Origin of the sequence: Legionella spiritensis, assembly GCF_900186965.1 — a bacterium.
GTDB classification, from domain to species: domain Bacteria; phylum Pseudomonadota; class Gammaproteobacteria; order Legionellales; family Legionellaceae; genus Legionella_C; species Legionella_C spiritensis.
In genome coordinates this window covers 1,973,683-1,987,287 of record NZ_LT906457.1, presented here as the reverse complement: position 1 = coordinate 1,987,287, position 13,605 = coordinate 1,973,683, and the positions used below count along the sequence as shown (strand labels likewise).

Here is a 13,605-nt window from a genome sequence, read left to right as displayed (position 1 = left end):
ACAAAGATGGCCATTGAAACAATGGGGATTACAAAATAAATTTTACCGGTGGCCGATTGTCATAACCCGGGTTGACAGCCGGTTAAATATTGACAAATAATGACTCAGTCGGAGTTGTTGAACTTGGTGGAATAAAGGAGTGAACGGATGAATAAACGAGCCAGGGTAGTGGTGATGGGCTGTTCGTTAATTATGTCATTTGCGTTGCAGGCACAGGTTTGCCCTGATCCGAACAGCAGTTCCCTGCAATGGGGGGAGCCGCCTGCGCCATGGACTGTGAGTCCCTTCTCGATGAATTCCCCCCAGGGCGAGGAAAATACCACGTTTGTCCGGGCGAATATTCTGGTCGCTGGACTGGGCCGTGGTGTGGCCTGTACATATAAAAACTCGGTTGGTCTTTATACCATCTGGTGGCCTGTTCTCGTTAAGGTGCCTTCAAGAAATGATTACCGATGGATAGATACGGTAGGAGGATTTGTCTGTACCGGATCGGTGGATTATTGCGAGTTTAGTGCAGCGGAATAACAATTTTCTATTAACTACCTGTGGTTTTTCAGGAATTCATCCTGTTCATGGTCTCAAACATTGCTGATTTATTATTTCTCGTGGCCGATCCAGGCCACAGCTATCCCGCGACGATACAATCTATAGCTTGCAGGGATTATTTTCTGTTGTACTCAATTAATTCAATATTTTCAAAATAATACGATTTCTTATGGCATAAAAAAAACACTTTGACTCAAATTATTTCATTAATTTGTTTTTTTGGTATAAACTTGCCCGTTTTTGCGTTGCAAGTACAGGGAAGCACGTCCTTTTTTATACGAAAAACGCATAATTTTATTCAATGATAGGTAACAAGAAGGAAAATGATGTCAGTTGATCCAATAAAAGATTTTAATGAGAAATTAAGAAGCCGGCTTAGTCAGCTTGAGACGATACTGGAAAATGTCATTAATAACGCCAACGGTAGCCTGGATGAGCATTTGAAAAACCTGAACCAGACTATACAAGGCATAGTTCAAATATTAGGCGAATACTCCACTGAAGCTGCGGAAAAAGCGAATGGTTTTCTACAAAGTCTGTTAAAAGGAGTTACCAGTAATCAAGTTGAACTGGTAGCGGCTGTTGATCGTTTATTAAATGAGTCCAACGCCTGGCGAAAAATTGTTGAAAATGTCATTAGTTCCGGCAAGAGTTCAGCTATTGCGTTTGGCCGCTCGACCGGTAAAAGTCTCGTTTACACCAGTGCCGCCGCCTTTTTTGGGACTTTTGGACGAAGAACGGCAAAATATTTAGGATATTCCGAGGATACCCTGAATAAAGTGGAGTTTGCCAGTTCGGCAGTAGGTGGAACTCTGGTGGCCGTTGCGAGCAAAGCGACGCAGTTAAGGCCGGATGCAATTGCCTTACGACTGGCAAGCTATCTTTCCTTACCTGTTATTAAGAAGGGACTCGAGTTGGGGGGATGCGATTCGCAACAAGCGCTGCTCTACGCCGTCAGCGTGCAGACATTGGTGGATTGTTATAGTGATCCTGTTAAAGGGATCAGTACTACCGCAGGTTTTTTTGTCGGTAATTATGCCGGGCAAAAAATAGGTTCCAATAGTGCGGATGCTATTGCCAATCTTTTCTATGGGCCAGGTAATACGGCTTAAATCCGCTTTCTGTTTATTCCAAACTGTAAAAAGTGTTTGATGGGTTTTTTTGGCAGGCTGGTTTTCCTGTAGGCAAACCAGCCTGCCATTTTGGGGATGGGATAAATGCAGGGAACCTGGAATGCCGTTTCTTGTTATCACAACCGGTTTTCAGTAATGGCTATCATCATTTGTAACGCTTTTTTTGCGTTGTCGATGACCCATTGTTGCTCCTGATCGGACAGACGCTGACGTGAACCGGTGAACTCGTTCACGACATCACCGGCTTTGACTTCATTGTAGTCCATGGTCTTTCCCTGACGCAGAAGATCAAGAAGGGCGACCAGATGCGGCGGGTCGTTTCTTGACATGGTTGCGCAACCACATCCAATGCCTTTTTCATTATCTTTTTTGGGAGCTTCGGCCAGATTGACGACAGCAATGCCCAGGCGTCGGCAATGTTGTTTCAAATTTTCAACCAGATGATTTTCAGTACCAATGGCGTAATACCCTGTATTGGCACGGTCGTTGACGACATAATCCCAGATAAACGCGGTAGAGCCGGCATGCTGGGCGACGCGTATAACGTCGTTACGGCACTCCGGGTGGACAATGGTTGTATAGCCTTTGCTGTGCCAATACTCGCACATATAAGGTTGGTAATGGGTATGAACGGCGCACTGGCTGGCAAATAATATTAATTCCGCCTGATCAAACCGGTTTAAAGTCTGTTTTTCCTGTGCGGCGAGGGAATATTGGGCACCGGCTGTTCCTCCCGGCCAGTAAGCGATGTTTTTTATACCTAACCAGTAAGCAATATTTTCACCCATATGTTGATCGGGAATAAAAAGAATTTTTTTATTCTGCTCCCGGGCCCATTGAAAAATTTTTTTCACGTTGGAGCTTGTACAGACGGCTCCACCCTGAGCGCCGGTCATGGCTTTTACCCGGCCGGAGGTATTCATGTAACAGACGGGAAGGATGTGATCGCTGCCATAACGTTCGTTTAAATCGAGAAATGCCGGTTCCACCATGAAATCCTTGGCCAGCATTTCCATGGTACAACCCGATTTGGGGTTGGTAATATAAACCTGTTGATTGTTGCTGGCGAGAATACTGATGGACTCCGCCATAAAGTGAACTGCGGATTCGATAATCACTGATTTTTGCGGGTTGTCGGCGGCCATCAGGGCCAGTTGATACGAATCACCGATTTGGCCGCCAAATTGTTCGACCAGGCGCACGATATCACCGCCCATGTAATAATGCGCCAGTAATAATAATTGATCACCAAAATGATCCTGTGCCTTTTTTAAATAAGGAGTCATCCAGGCAAGTACCGTAGTTAACTTACGGTCAGGCAACGCCTGATATTCCTCGGCATAAGGGATGAATTCCGTTTGATACCAGTCAAGCGGATAATCACTTTGACAGATACTCATATCATTGGTAATCGACATGAGTGTTTTTTCAGGCTGATAAGTCAGGGAACTGTTGAACATAAAAAACCTCTGCTAAATAAACAGGTTTTGTGGTGAGGTTAACCGCGCGATGCTTTCTTCGGAAAATTCGTGTTTGCACGGGAAATCCTCACGGTAATGACCGCCCCGGGATTCTCTTCGTGATAAAGCCGCGCTGACGATTAATTCAGCGTTAAGGACAATATTGCGTAATTCAATGAAATCACGGGTAATACAATGCTTCCAATAATATTCCTCAATCACTTTTTTACGCTTCATAATTAATTGTAGTATATCCTGGAGACCAGCCTCGGTACGGATAATCCCGGCGTAGGATGTCATTTCGCCGCGGAGACCGCGCCAATGGGCGTTGATCTGGCTTGCTCGCCTGGCGTTGACCTCACCGGGTGAGTTCCAGTCCGGTATTTTACAGGCCAGCTTTGTGACGGTCGTGATATCTTTCAGGGAGCAACGCGCCGCGTTACCGGCCATGACCAGGGCTTCGAGCAATGAGTTGCTGGCCAGACGGTTCGCGCCATGCAGGCCGGTAAAGGCCACTTCACCTATGGCGTATAAGCGCTTTAAATCGGTACGGCCATCGACATCGGTTAATACGCCTCCGCATTGGTAATGGGCGGCGGGAACCACCGGTATCATATCCTGACTCATATCTATACCGATGGAAAGCAAGGTGGCGTAGATGTTGGGAAAGCGTTTCTTCAGGAAAGATTTGGATTGATGGGTAATATCAAGATAGACAAAGCCGCTGTCACTGCGTTCAATTTCATTGAAAATGGCGCGTGCAACCACATCACGTGTGGCCAGTTCCATCTGTTGTGAAGCGTAACGCTTCATAAAGCGTTCGCCGGTATCGGCGCTTTTTAACAGGCCCCCTTCACCGCGCACCGCTTCGGATATCAAAAAATTATTCAGGGAGTGGTGATGGAGCAGGGTCGGATGAAATTGATAAAACTCCATATTGCCGACACGTGCCCCGGCTCGGTATGCCATGGCAACGCCGTCTCCGGTCGCTACCATGGGGTTGGAGGTGTAGCGATAGGTTTTGCCGGCACCTCCGGTGGCAAGGATGACACAGCGAGCGATAAAGGTATCGATGTGATTGGCGTTACAATCCAGCACGTAAGCCCCCAGTACCTCGCCCTGGTTGTCAGTGCGATGGGGATGATAATGGGTGATCAGGTTAACGGCCACATGATGCTCAAATACATGGATTTGGTTATGCTGCCGTACGGCAGCTAATAAAGCACTGGTAATGGTTAAACCAGTTTCATCGCCGCTGTTAAATATGCGGCGATGAGAATGGCCGCCTTCCCGAGCCAGGGCAAAATGCCCCGCCGAATCTTTGGTAAAAGAGACCGGATAATCCAGCAATTCGCTAATGGCTTGCGGGGCCTGCCGTATGATAAATTCGACCGCCGGTGTAAAGCATAAACCGTCTCCCGCCTTGATCGTGTCATCAATGTGTGACTCAGGGGAATCACTCTCGGACATTGCGGCTGCAATGCCGCCCTGGGCATAACGGCTGTTACATTCCGTGATCTCAGCCTTGCTGATCAAGGCTATTTTTACTCTGGGTTGGAGTTTGACAAGTTGCAGGCAATAGTGAAGCCCGGCAAGACCACTCCCAATAACCAGCACATCAAACTCTTTCGCGCTGCCCCGTTGCGAAGGTGATTGGATCATGAAAAAGCCTTCACCAGTTGCGCCGCAAGCCCGGTGTATTTTCCAGGCGTTAAATCCATCAGAGACTTTTTGGCTTTTTCGGGAATATCCAGTGAGTGGATGAATTTTTTCAGGCTGTCACTGTCTATGCCCTGACCGCGCGTCAATGTTTTCAGTTGTTCATAGGCATTGGGGATCTGGTAGCGTCTCATAACAGTCTGGATGGCTTCGGCCAGTACTTCCCAGTTTGTCTCCAGATCCTCTTGCAACGCCTGTTTGTTAATTTTTAATTTGTCATTGCCTTTGGCAATAGCCTGATAAGCAATCAAACTGTAGGCAAAGGCAACACCCAGATTTCGTAATACGGTTGAATCCGACAAATCACGCTGTAGCCTGGATTGTGTGAGCTTGTTGGCAAAATGGTCAAACAAGGCGTTGGCAAGGCCAAGATTACCTTCGGCGTTTTCAAAATCAATCGGATTGACTTTATGAGGCATGGTTGAAGAGCCGACTTCCTCGGCTACGGTTTTCTGAGTGAAATAGTTTAACGAGATATAAGTCCATACGTCACGGGTGTAGTCAAGCAGGATGTTATTGATTCTGACCATGATATGGCACACTTCGGCAATGCCGTCGTGCGGTTCTATCTGGGTCGTGTACGCACTGAACGACAGACCCAGCGAATTGACAAAGCCGGCGCTGTGTTTTCGCCAGTCTACCTCCGGGTAGGCAATGCTGTGCGCGTTATAATTACCGACGGCCCCATTGCATTTGGCAGGAATCAGGACTTCCGCCAGCTGCTGTTGCGGACGTTTGAGCCGGGCGACGAAATTAACCAGTTCCTTCCCTATGGTTGTCGGCGTGGCCGGTTGGCCATGGGTCCTGGCCAGCATCGGGATATCTCCATGCTGCTTGCCCAATAACATGATGCCGCCGATGATTTCAGCAAGCGTGGGCTGGATAATTTGGGCTATGGCTGATTTCATCATCAGGGCATAGGCGAGGTTATTGATATCTTCCGAGGTACAGGCAAAATGGATGAAGCCGGCGTAAGGCCGTAAATATTCATCTTTCTCCAGTTTTTCTTTCAGGTAATATTCAATCGCCTTGACATCATGATTGGTCTTTTTTTCAAAATCCTTGACTTTCTGGGCTTCCTGCTCGTCAAATTGATTAATAATTTCGTCCAGATACGATCTTGCTCCATTGTCCAAAGGAGGAACTTCCTCGATATTTTCATTGGCGGCCAACGATTCCAGCCAGCGAATTTCGACCATCAGGCGATAAAAAATTAAGGCATATTCACTGAAATATGGACTTAAAGTAACCGTTTTTTTTAAATAGCGACCATCTATGGGGGAAATGGCAGTCAATGAGGATAGCGTCATGGGAAATTCACCAATTTCGTAAAGCGCATATAATATTAGATGCGGCGCCGGATGTGAAATAAAACAGACGATTATCGCCATTCTGTGGTGTAAAATATGATTTCACGCCCTCGCGACATGATGTCACGGCCCGAATCGGACGGAAATCCGGCCAATGTGGTTGGCGATTTCCAGTGCCGTAAACAGGTGTTTTCGTGAGCCGGTTTTTTTTCATTCACTTCCCGGATCAATTTAAGTAGAATATCCCTCATTTTGAAGTATAGGAGTGGTTATGACTGATAACGTCCATACGATTGATTTTAAGCAATTAGGGATGCGGGATATTGAACTTGTGGGCGGGAAAAACGCTTCGTTGGGAGAAATGATCAGTCATTTATCGGCAGCGGACGTGATGGTACCTGCCGGATTTGCAACGACGTCCGATTCCTTTCGCGCTTTTTTATCTCAAAATCATCTTGACACGAAAATATACGAGTTACTGGGTCAACTGGATCCTGAAGATATCGCGCAACTGACCCAAGTTGGCAAAACCATCCGTGATTTCATTTTAAAAGCGTCTTTCTCCCCGGACTTTGAAGAAGCCATCCGAACCTCGTACGCGCAACTGGCCAGGACTATTGGCCATGATGACTTTACGGTGGCGGTACGGTCATCGGCGACGGCTGAGGATTTGCCGGACGCGTCCTTTGCCGGCCAGCAGGAAACGTATCTGAATGTCTGTGATATTGACGGCGTATTACAGGCGATAAAACAGGTTTTTGCCTCGTTGTTTAATGATCGGGCCATTACATACCGGGTTCATCATGGTTTTGCTCATCAGGACGTCGCGATTTCGGCAGGTATCCAGCAAATGGTTCGCAGCGATATCGCCGCAAGCGGTGTGATGTTCACTCTGGATACGGAGTCGGGTTTTAACGAGGTGGTGTTTATAACTTCTTCCTATGGTTTGGGAGAGATGGTGGTGCAGGGCGCGGTAAATCCGGACGAGTTTTATGTTCATAAACCCGGCTTGCGATCCGGGAAACCGGCCATTATCCGCCGGACTCTGGGAAGCAAGGCATTGAAGATGGTTTACGATGATAATCCGGACAGTCACGAAACCGTCAGGACGCAGAAAGTTGATGGCGACGATCGGTTACGTTTCTCCCTGAAGAGCGATGAAATCGAATTATTGGCACGTCAGGCTCTCATTATAGAAGATCATTACGGACGTCCCATGGACATCGAATGGGCCAAAGACGGAAAAAATGGCAAGCTGTACATATTGCAGGCCAGGCCTGAAACGGTTAAAAGTCGCGGTAATTCCCGTATTCTTGAGCGGTACTCACTGAAAGACAAGGGTATCGTTTTAACGGAAGGTCGCAGTATCGGGCAGCGTATTGGCCAGGGACGTGCGCGGATTATCAAGGATGTCCATGAAATGGACCGCGTTGAGCCCGGTGATGTTCTTGTTACGGATATGACGGATCCTGACTGGGAACCGGTCATGAAACGGGCTGCAGCCATCGTGACCAATCGTGGCGGCAGGACATGCCATGCGGCTATTATTGCCCGGGAACTGGGTATTCCGGCTGTCGTGGGGTGCGGCGATGCCACCAAAACCATACATGATGGGGATGATGTTACCGTCAGCTGCGCGCAAGGGGATACCGGATATATCTATCAGGGGTTGTTAGCTTATGATCGAGTGACTCTTGATGTGGATACCATGCCTGAGTTGCCGATAAAGGTGATGCTGAATGTCGGCAATCCTGAAAGGGCTTTCGCCTTTCAATCCGTGCCCAATGCAGGGGTTGGCTTGGCGCGGCTTGAGTTTCTGATTTCCAATACTATCGGTATTCACCCTAAAGCACTGCTTGAATACGATACCCTGACCGATAAGCAACTTAAAAAAACCATTGATGAAAAAACGATGGCGTACGATTCTCCGATTGAATTTTATATTGAACGCCTGAAAGAGGGGATAGCGACCATTGCCGCCGCGTTTTATCCCAAACCGGTTATTGTCCGTTTGTCGGATTTTAAATCAAATGAATATGCCAATCTGGCTGGCGGCCAATACTACGAACCGGATGAAGAAAACCCCATGCTTGGTTTTCGTGGTGCGTCGCGCTATGTTTCTCCGGACTTCGCAGCGTGTTTTGCCCTGGAGTGCAAGGCGGTTCGCCGGGTGCGCGAGGATATGGGGCTGACAAACGTTGAGGTTATGATTCCGTTTGTACGAACCGTTTCTGAAGCGAGTCAGGTTATTGACGTATTAAAAGCGCAGGGGTTGGAGCGTGGCAAGCATGGTTTGCGAATCATTATGATGTGTGAGTTGCCCTCCAACGCGTTATTGGCCAGCGAATTTCTGGAGTATTTCGACGGATTTTCAATCGGATCAAACGACCTGACGCAACTGACTCTTGGCCTGGACCGTGATTCAGGATTGATTGCGTCCCAGTTTGACGAGCGAAATGAAGCGGTAAAAATTTTACTGCATATGGCCATTTCGACGTGTAAAAAAGCCGGAAAATACATTGGCATTTGTGGACAAGGTCCTTCGGATCATCAGGATTTCGCTCAGTGGTTGATGCAGGAAGGTATAGACAGTGTTTCCTTAAACCCTGACTCCGTACTTGAAACCTGTTTGTTTCTGGCCAGGCAGAATGTATGAAAAAATATTTTAAACCAATTCTTGCAGCCGGTTGTTTTTATCCCCTTTGGGGATGGGCCGGTGCTGTGGCGGGACAGGAGCATGATCCGGTGTCCGCCGTCATATTATGGGTAACCGTAATTTTTTCGCTATCCATTCTTGGCCGTTATATTGCCAAGCGCTTTCATCAGGCCGGTGTGCTCGGTGAGCTCATTATGGGCGTTGTGGTCGGCAATCTGTGCTATTACTTCGGCGTGCAGCTATTTATAGTGCTGCGTGAAGGATCCTCGGTGTTTAATATTATATCGGATATGCTTCATGGCATGCCTCTGGGCAAAGCCGTCAGCGACAGTATAGCCAATCCGTTCTATGCAAAACAGATTACGGACGCACTTAGCAGTAGTCACGGGTTTGAAATCATTAAAGTGGGATATGTTCTGGATATATTCTCCCGCTATGGTGTTATTTTTCTGCTGTTTATGGTGGGGTTGGAAAGTTCTGTAAAAGATCTCAGGCAGACCGGTTCGGAGGCCGTAAGAGTAGCTGTTATTGGTGTTCTGGCACCAATAATTCTCGGGTTTGTCATAGCTCATTTAATATTGCCTGAAGCATCCTACAAGGCGGATTTATTTGTAGCGGCTACCTTGTCTGCGACCAGTATAGGCATCACGGCAAGAGTATTGGCTGAGATGAAAAAATTGCGTACCCGCGAAGCGAGAACCATCCTCGGCGCCGCCATGCTTGATGATATTCTGGGTCTGGTTATTCTGGCGATTGTCAGCAGTGTGGTGGTCAGCGGAGAAGTTGACATGATGACAGTGCTGCAAGTGGTTGTTTCAGCGGCTTTGTTTTTTATTGTCGTTTTACTGGTCGGACCGTGGATTTTAAGCAAGTCGATTAAATTGTTCGGTTTGTTTGAACTGTGGGAAGCAAAGCTGTTCGTGTCATTTGTTTTTGTTATGGGGTTAGCCTGGTTGGCTACCTTGATGCAGCTGGCTTCCATTATGGGTGCCTTTGCCGCAGGTTTAATTCTCCACGACGGTTATTTTGAAACGGACGGTAAAACTCAAAAACGCCGTTTTGACATCAAGGATCTGGTTTCACCCTTTGAAGCTATTCTGGCACCCTTGTTTTTTATGTTGATAGGGATCCAGGTCAAGCTGGAAACGTTTTTTGACGGACGTGTCCTTTTGATGGCCGCCGGTTTGATTGTAGCGGCTATCGTTGGTAAATTGGTCAGTGGTTTGGGAGGCAGTAAAAAAGACAACCGCTTGCTGATAGGCATAGGCATGTTGCCGCGTGGTGAAGTAGGCCTGGTGTTCGCTTCCATAGGAAGAACATTGGGTGTTATTAATGATCAGTTGTTTTCAGCTATTATTCTCATGGTCATCGTGACGACCTTTCTTGCTCCGCCCTGGCTTAAGGCTCAATACGCCAAATCACCAAAGGATGCGCAAGCATGATGGAGCCGCGCCCGGATATCATCGCCGATGTGGCTCGCGCTCTGTCAGAGGATGTTGGCGAAGGCGATGTCACGGCCTTACTGCTGCCTCCCGAACAACGAATTTCAGCGGAGATTATTTCGCGGGAACCCATGCTGGTCTGCGGAAAACCCTGGGTGGACGAAGTGTTTGCGCAGATCAATCCCGATATCGGCGTGCACTGGCTGGTGAAAGAGGGTGAATGGCTTGCCGAGCCGACTACCTTGTGCCGGGTTCAGGGGTGTGGCAAGGATATACTAACCGCAGAGCGTACCGCATTGAATTTTTTGCAAACCTTATCGGCCACAGCGACCAAAACGCATTTTTTTCTGGAGCAGGTTGCCGGAACCGGTACCCGACTGCTTGATACGCGTAAAACAATACCCGGTTTGAGGCGCGCCCAGAAATATGCCGTTGCCATCGCCGGTGGAAGTAATCATCGTTTTGGTTTGTACGATGCTTATTTAATTAAGGAAAATCATATCAAGGCTTGCGGCTCAATTACCGATGCCGTGCGACTGGCGAAAGAAACGCATCCAAAATTGCATGTCGAGGTTGAGGTTGAAACCACAGATGAGCTAAAGGAAGCTTTACATGCCAGGCCGGATCGTGTTCTTCTGGATAATTTTTCCCTGCCGCAATTGCAGGAAGCGGTAGCGATAAACAAGGCTTATCGCTGTCAGCTGGAGGCGTCGGGAGGCGTGACTCTGGCGAATATCAGGGACATTGCACGGACCGGGGTGGATTTTATCTCCGTTGGGGAATTAACCAAATCCATCCGTGCCATTGATTTAAGTTTACTAATCAGGGAAGTGCAATGAATGCAAAACTGGTATTGACTGGCGGTGGAACGGCAGGGCATGTGACCCCCAATCTGGCGTTGATTGAGCACTTGCAATCGCAGGACTGGACGATTGATTACATCGGCTCGGCAATGGGTGTTGAACAAACGATTGTCGCATCGACAGGTGTTCCATTCCACGCCATCAGTGCCGGAAAATTACGGCGCTATTTCAGCTGGAATAATTTTCTGGATCCGTTTAAGGTTCTCCTTGGTATTTTTCAGGCTTTTCGTCTGCTTCGCCGTCTGGAAACGGACGTTGTTTTTTCCAAGGGAGGATTTGTTGCCTTCCCTGTTGTTGTGGCGGCATGGCTGAACCGGATTCCGGTGGTGGCGCATGAGTCGGATATTAGTCCCGGACTGGCCAACCGGTTGGGTTTTCCCTTTGTCAATAAAATCTGTGTGACGTTCGCCATAGCGAAAAAGCACTTCAGGAATCAGGATAAAGTGGCAATTACCGGAACGCCTATCCGTCAGCAACTGTTTCAGGGAGACAGGCAACGCGGTCTTGAACGTTGCGGTTTTCAAGGTGACAAGCCCTGTCTTATGGTGATTGGCGGCAGTATGGGGGCTAACGCGATCAATCAGGCTGTCCGGGAAGCGTTACCGGTTTTAACAGCCCAATTCCAGGTTATTCACTTATGCGGCAAGGGCAAAACGGATCCCGCCCTGGCCGGGAAATCCGATTATTTTCAACTGGAGTACGCCACGGATGAACTGGCGGATCTGTTTGCGGCCAGTGATTTGGTCATTTCACGGGCTGGAGCTAATGCGCTGTATGAAATCCTTGCCTTGCAGAAACCACATATTCTCATTCCCCTTTCTGCGAAAGTCAGTCGTGGTGATCAGATCCAGAACGCTGAATATTTTCGTGAGCAGGGTATCAGCGTGGTTATTCCTGAAGAAGAATTAACGGCAACCAGCCTGTTAAACGCGATTGAAGACGTCAATGCAAGACGTGATGAGATTATGACCCGGATAAATTCATTAAATATTGAATCGGCGGTTCTGAAAATAGTAAGTATTATCAAGGAGCAATTGCATGCTGAATCCCCGGAAGCTGTCTGAAGACATTGAACAATACTGGCAACAGGACATTTTGCCAAGTCTGATGGAATACATCAGGATCCCCAACAAATCCCCCCACTTTGATAAGCGTTGGCAAGAACATGGTTTTATGGAACAGGCGGTTTCACACGTCAGTGCCTGGTGCGAACATCATGCGCCGGCTGGTATGCTTCACGAGGTGATTCGTTTACCAGGAAGAACACCGCTTTTGTTTATGGAGATTCCCGGAGCCTCGGATGAAACCGTTCTGCTTTATGGCCACCTGGACAAACAGCCCGAAATGAGTGGATGGCAGGAAGGATTGGGTCCCTGGGAGCCTGTTATTCGTGACGGGAAACTGTATGGCCGCGGAGGTGCGGATGACGGGTATGCCGCCTATGCTTCCCTAACGGCCATTAATATGCTGCAAAAGCATGGTTTGCCGCATGCTCGCTGTGTCGTTATTATTGAAGCCTGTGAAGAAAGCGGCAGTTATGATCTTCCCTATTATATTGATGCCTTGAAAGATCGTATCGGAAAACCTTCTTTGGTGATATGCCTGGATTCCGGAGCCGGAAATTATGAACAACTCTGGATGACCACGTCCTTGCGGGGGAATGTGGTTGGTGAATTGACCGTGGAATTAATAGAGGAAGGGGTGCATTCCGGTAGTGCCAGCGGTGTCGTCGCTGACAGTTTTCGCGTGGCGCGGGAATTGCTGGGTCGTCTGGAGGACGAACGCACGGGTGACATCAAACTGCCCGGACTTTATTGTGATATTCCACAAGAACGGGTTGAACAGGCTGTCCAGTGTGCGGATATTCTGGGAGAGGCCATTTATACCAGTTTTCCATTCCATGAAGGAGTGATGCCGGTGAGTATGGAAAAATCCGAATTAATTCTGAATCGTACATGGCGGCCTGCCTTAACCATCACCGGTGCCGCGGGATTGCCGTCCATAGCCGATGCCGGAAACGTCATGCGCCCAAAAACGGCACTAAAATTATCCATGCGGATCCCTCCTCTGGTTTGCCCTGAAAAAGCATCCGAGGCTATGAAACGATGTCTGACACAACAACCGCCTTATCAGGCGAAAGTCGATTTTCGTATTGATGACGGGGCAACGGGGTGGCATGCTCCGCTTTTGGCAACGTGGCTGGCAAAAGCGGTTGATGATGCATCCATGATTTTTTACAACAAACCGGCCGCGTATATGGGTGAGGGTGGTACGATACCTTTCATGGGGATGCTGGGTGAAAAATTCCCGGACGCCCAATTTATGATCACTGGTGTTTTAGGCCCCCATTCCAATGCCCATGGGCCTAATGAATTTTTACATCTGGACATGGTGAAGAAATTAACCGCATGTGTAACCTATGTTTTGCACCAGCATTATCTTAACCGGGATAAAACCCGCAATTAATTGTTTCCAA

General features: G+C 48.1%; 10 protein-coding genes. 7 read left to right on the top strand and 3 right to left on the bottom strand.

Going from position 1 to position 13,605, the window contains the following annotated elements:
* Nucleotides 1-147 precede the first annotated feature (147 nt).
* Both CKW05_RS08940 and CKW05_RS08935 read left to right on the top strand, forming a co-directional pair.
* A complete protein-coding gene (locus CKW05_RS08940) occupies nt 148-525 on the top strand; it encodes a DUF3757 domain-containing protein (protein ID WP_058484166.1) in 378 nt (125 codons plus the stop codon).
* A gap of 344 nt (nt 526-869) precedes the next feature.
* Nucleotides 870-1,658 carry a hypothetical protein gene (locus tag CKW05_RS08935; protein WP_133141144.1) on the top strand — a complete coding sequence of 263 codons (789 nt, stop codon included), beginning with the start codon at nt 870-872 and terminating at the stop codon, nt 1,656-1,658.
* A 137-nt stretch (nt 1,659-1,795) separates the two neighbouring features.
* Here CKW05_RS08935 and nadA read toward each other — a convergent pair whose 3' ends face one another.
* The 3 genes from nadA to purB are packed head-to-tail and all read right to left on the bottom strand — an operon-like array spanning nt 1,796 to nt 6,168.
* Nucleotides 1,796-3,139: a quinolinate synthase NadA gene (nadA, locus tag CKW05_RS08930; RefSeq protein ID WP_058484168.1), complete on the bottom strand. Its 1,344-nt coding sequence runs from the start codon at nt 3,137-3,139 to the stop codon at nt 1,796-1,798.
* 12 nt (nt 3,140-3,151) lie between these two features.
* On the bottom strand, nt 3,152-4,801 hold the full coding sequence (gene nadB, locus CKW05_RS08925) for an L-aspartate oxidase (RefSeq protein ID WP_058484169.1): 1,650 nt from the start codon (nt 4,799-4,801) through the stop codon (nt 3,152-3,154).
* Nucleotides 4,798-6,168, bottom strand: a complete 1,371-nt coding sequence (purB, locus tag CKW05_RS08920; protein ID WP_058484482.1) for an adenylosuccinate lyase — start codon at nt 6,166-6,168, stop codon at nt 4,798-4,800. Before purB ends, nadB begins: the two co-directional genes overlap by 4 nt.
* A 271-nt stretch (nt 6,169-6,439) precedes the next feature.
* Between purB and ppsA the strand changes: the two genes are divergently transcribed.
* From ppsA to CKW05_RS08890, 5 genes are read left to right on the top strand one after another with little or no spacing between them, the layout of a single operon-like run.
* Complete coding sequence (gene ppsA, locus CKW05_RS08910) at nt 6,440-8,824, top strand: phosphoenolpyruvate synthase (protein ID WP_058484171.1); 2,385 nt, start codon at nt 6,440-6,442, stop codon at nt 8,822-8,824.
* Complete coding sequence (locus CKW05_RS08905; protein WP_058484172.1) at nt 8,821-10,266, top strand: cation:proton antiporter; 1,446 nt, start codon at nt 8,821-8,823, stop codon at nt 10,264-10,266. Before ppsA ends, CKW05_RS08905 begins: the two co-directional genes overlap by 4 nt.
* Nucleotides 10,263-11,105, top strand: a complete 843-nt coding sequence (gene nadC / locus CKW05_RS08900) for a carboxylating nicotinate-nucleotide diphosphorylase (protein WP_058484173.1) — start codon at nt 10,263-10,265, stop codon at nt 11,103-11,105. Before CKW05_RS08905 ends, nadC begins: the two co-directional genes overlap by 4 nt.
* Entirely contained in the window at nt 11,102-12,193 is a 1,092-nt protein-coding gene (locus CKW05_RS08895; protein ID WP_058484174.1) for an undecaprenyldiphospho-muramoylpentapeptide beta-N-acetylglucosaminyltransferase, read from the top strand. Before nadC ends, CKW05_RS08895 begins: the two co-directional genes overlap by 4 nt.
* Nucleotides 12,168-13,595: a M20 family metallopeptidase gene (locus CKW05_RS08890; protein ID WP_058484175.1), complete on the top strand. Its 1,428-nt coding sequence runs from the start codon at nt 12,168-12,170 to the stop codon at nt 13,593-13,595. The genes CKW05_RS08895 and CKW05_RS08890 overlap by 26 nt, the downstream gene beginning before the upstream one ends.
* Nucleotides 13,596-13,605 lie beyond the last annotated feature (10 nt).

Coding starts and splice junctions, on each gene's coding strand:
- nadC (WP_058484173.1), top strand. CDS start 10,263: ATGATGGAGCCGCGCCCGGATATCATCGCCGATGTGGCTCGCGCTCTG.
- CKW05_RS08905 (WP_058484172.1), top strand. CDS start 8,821: ATGAAAAAATATTTTAAACCAATTCTTGCAGCCGGTTGTTTTTATCCC.
- CKW05_RS08935 (WP_133141144.1), top strand. CDS start 870: ATGATGTCAGTTGATCCAATAAAAGATTTTAATGAGAAATTAAGAAGC.
- CKW05_RS08940 (WP_058484166.1), top strand. CDS start 148: ATGAATAAACGAGCCAGGGTAGTGGTGATGGGCTGTTCGTTAATTATG.
- purB (WP_058484482.1), bottom strand. CDS start 6,168: ATGACGCTATCCTCATTGACTGCCATTTCCCCCATAGATGGTCGCTAT.
- nadB (WP_058484169.1), bottom strand. CDS start 4,801: ATGATCCAATCACCTTCGCAACGGGGCAGCGCGAAAGAGTTTGATGTG.
- ppsA (WP_058484171.1), top strand. CDS start 6,440: ATGACTGATAACGTCCATACGATTGATTTTAAGCAATTAGGGATGCGG.
- nadA (WP_058484168.1), bottom strand. CDS start 3,139: ATGTTCAACAGTTCCCTGACTTATCAGCCTGAAAAAACACTCATGTCG.
- CKW05_RS08895 (WP_058484174.1), top strand. CDS start 11,102: ATGAATGCAAAACTGGTATTGACTGGCGGTGGAACGGCAGGGCATGTG.
- CKW05_RS08890 (WP_058484175.1), top strand. CDS start 12,168: ATGCTGAATCCCCGGAAGCTGTCTGAAGACATTGAACAATACTGGCAA.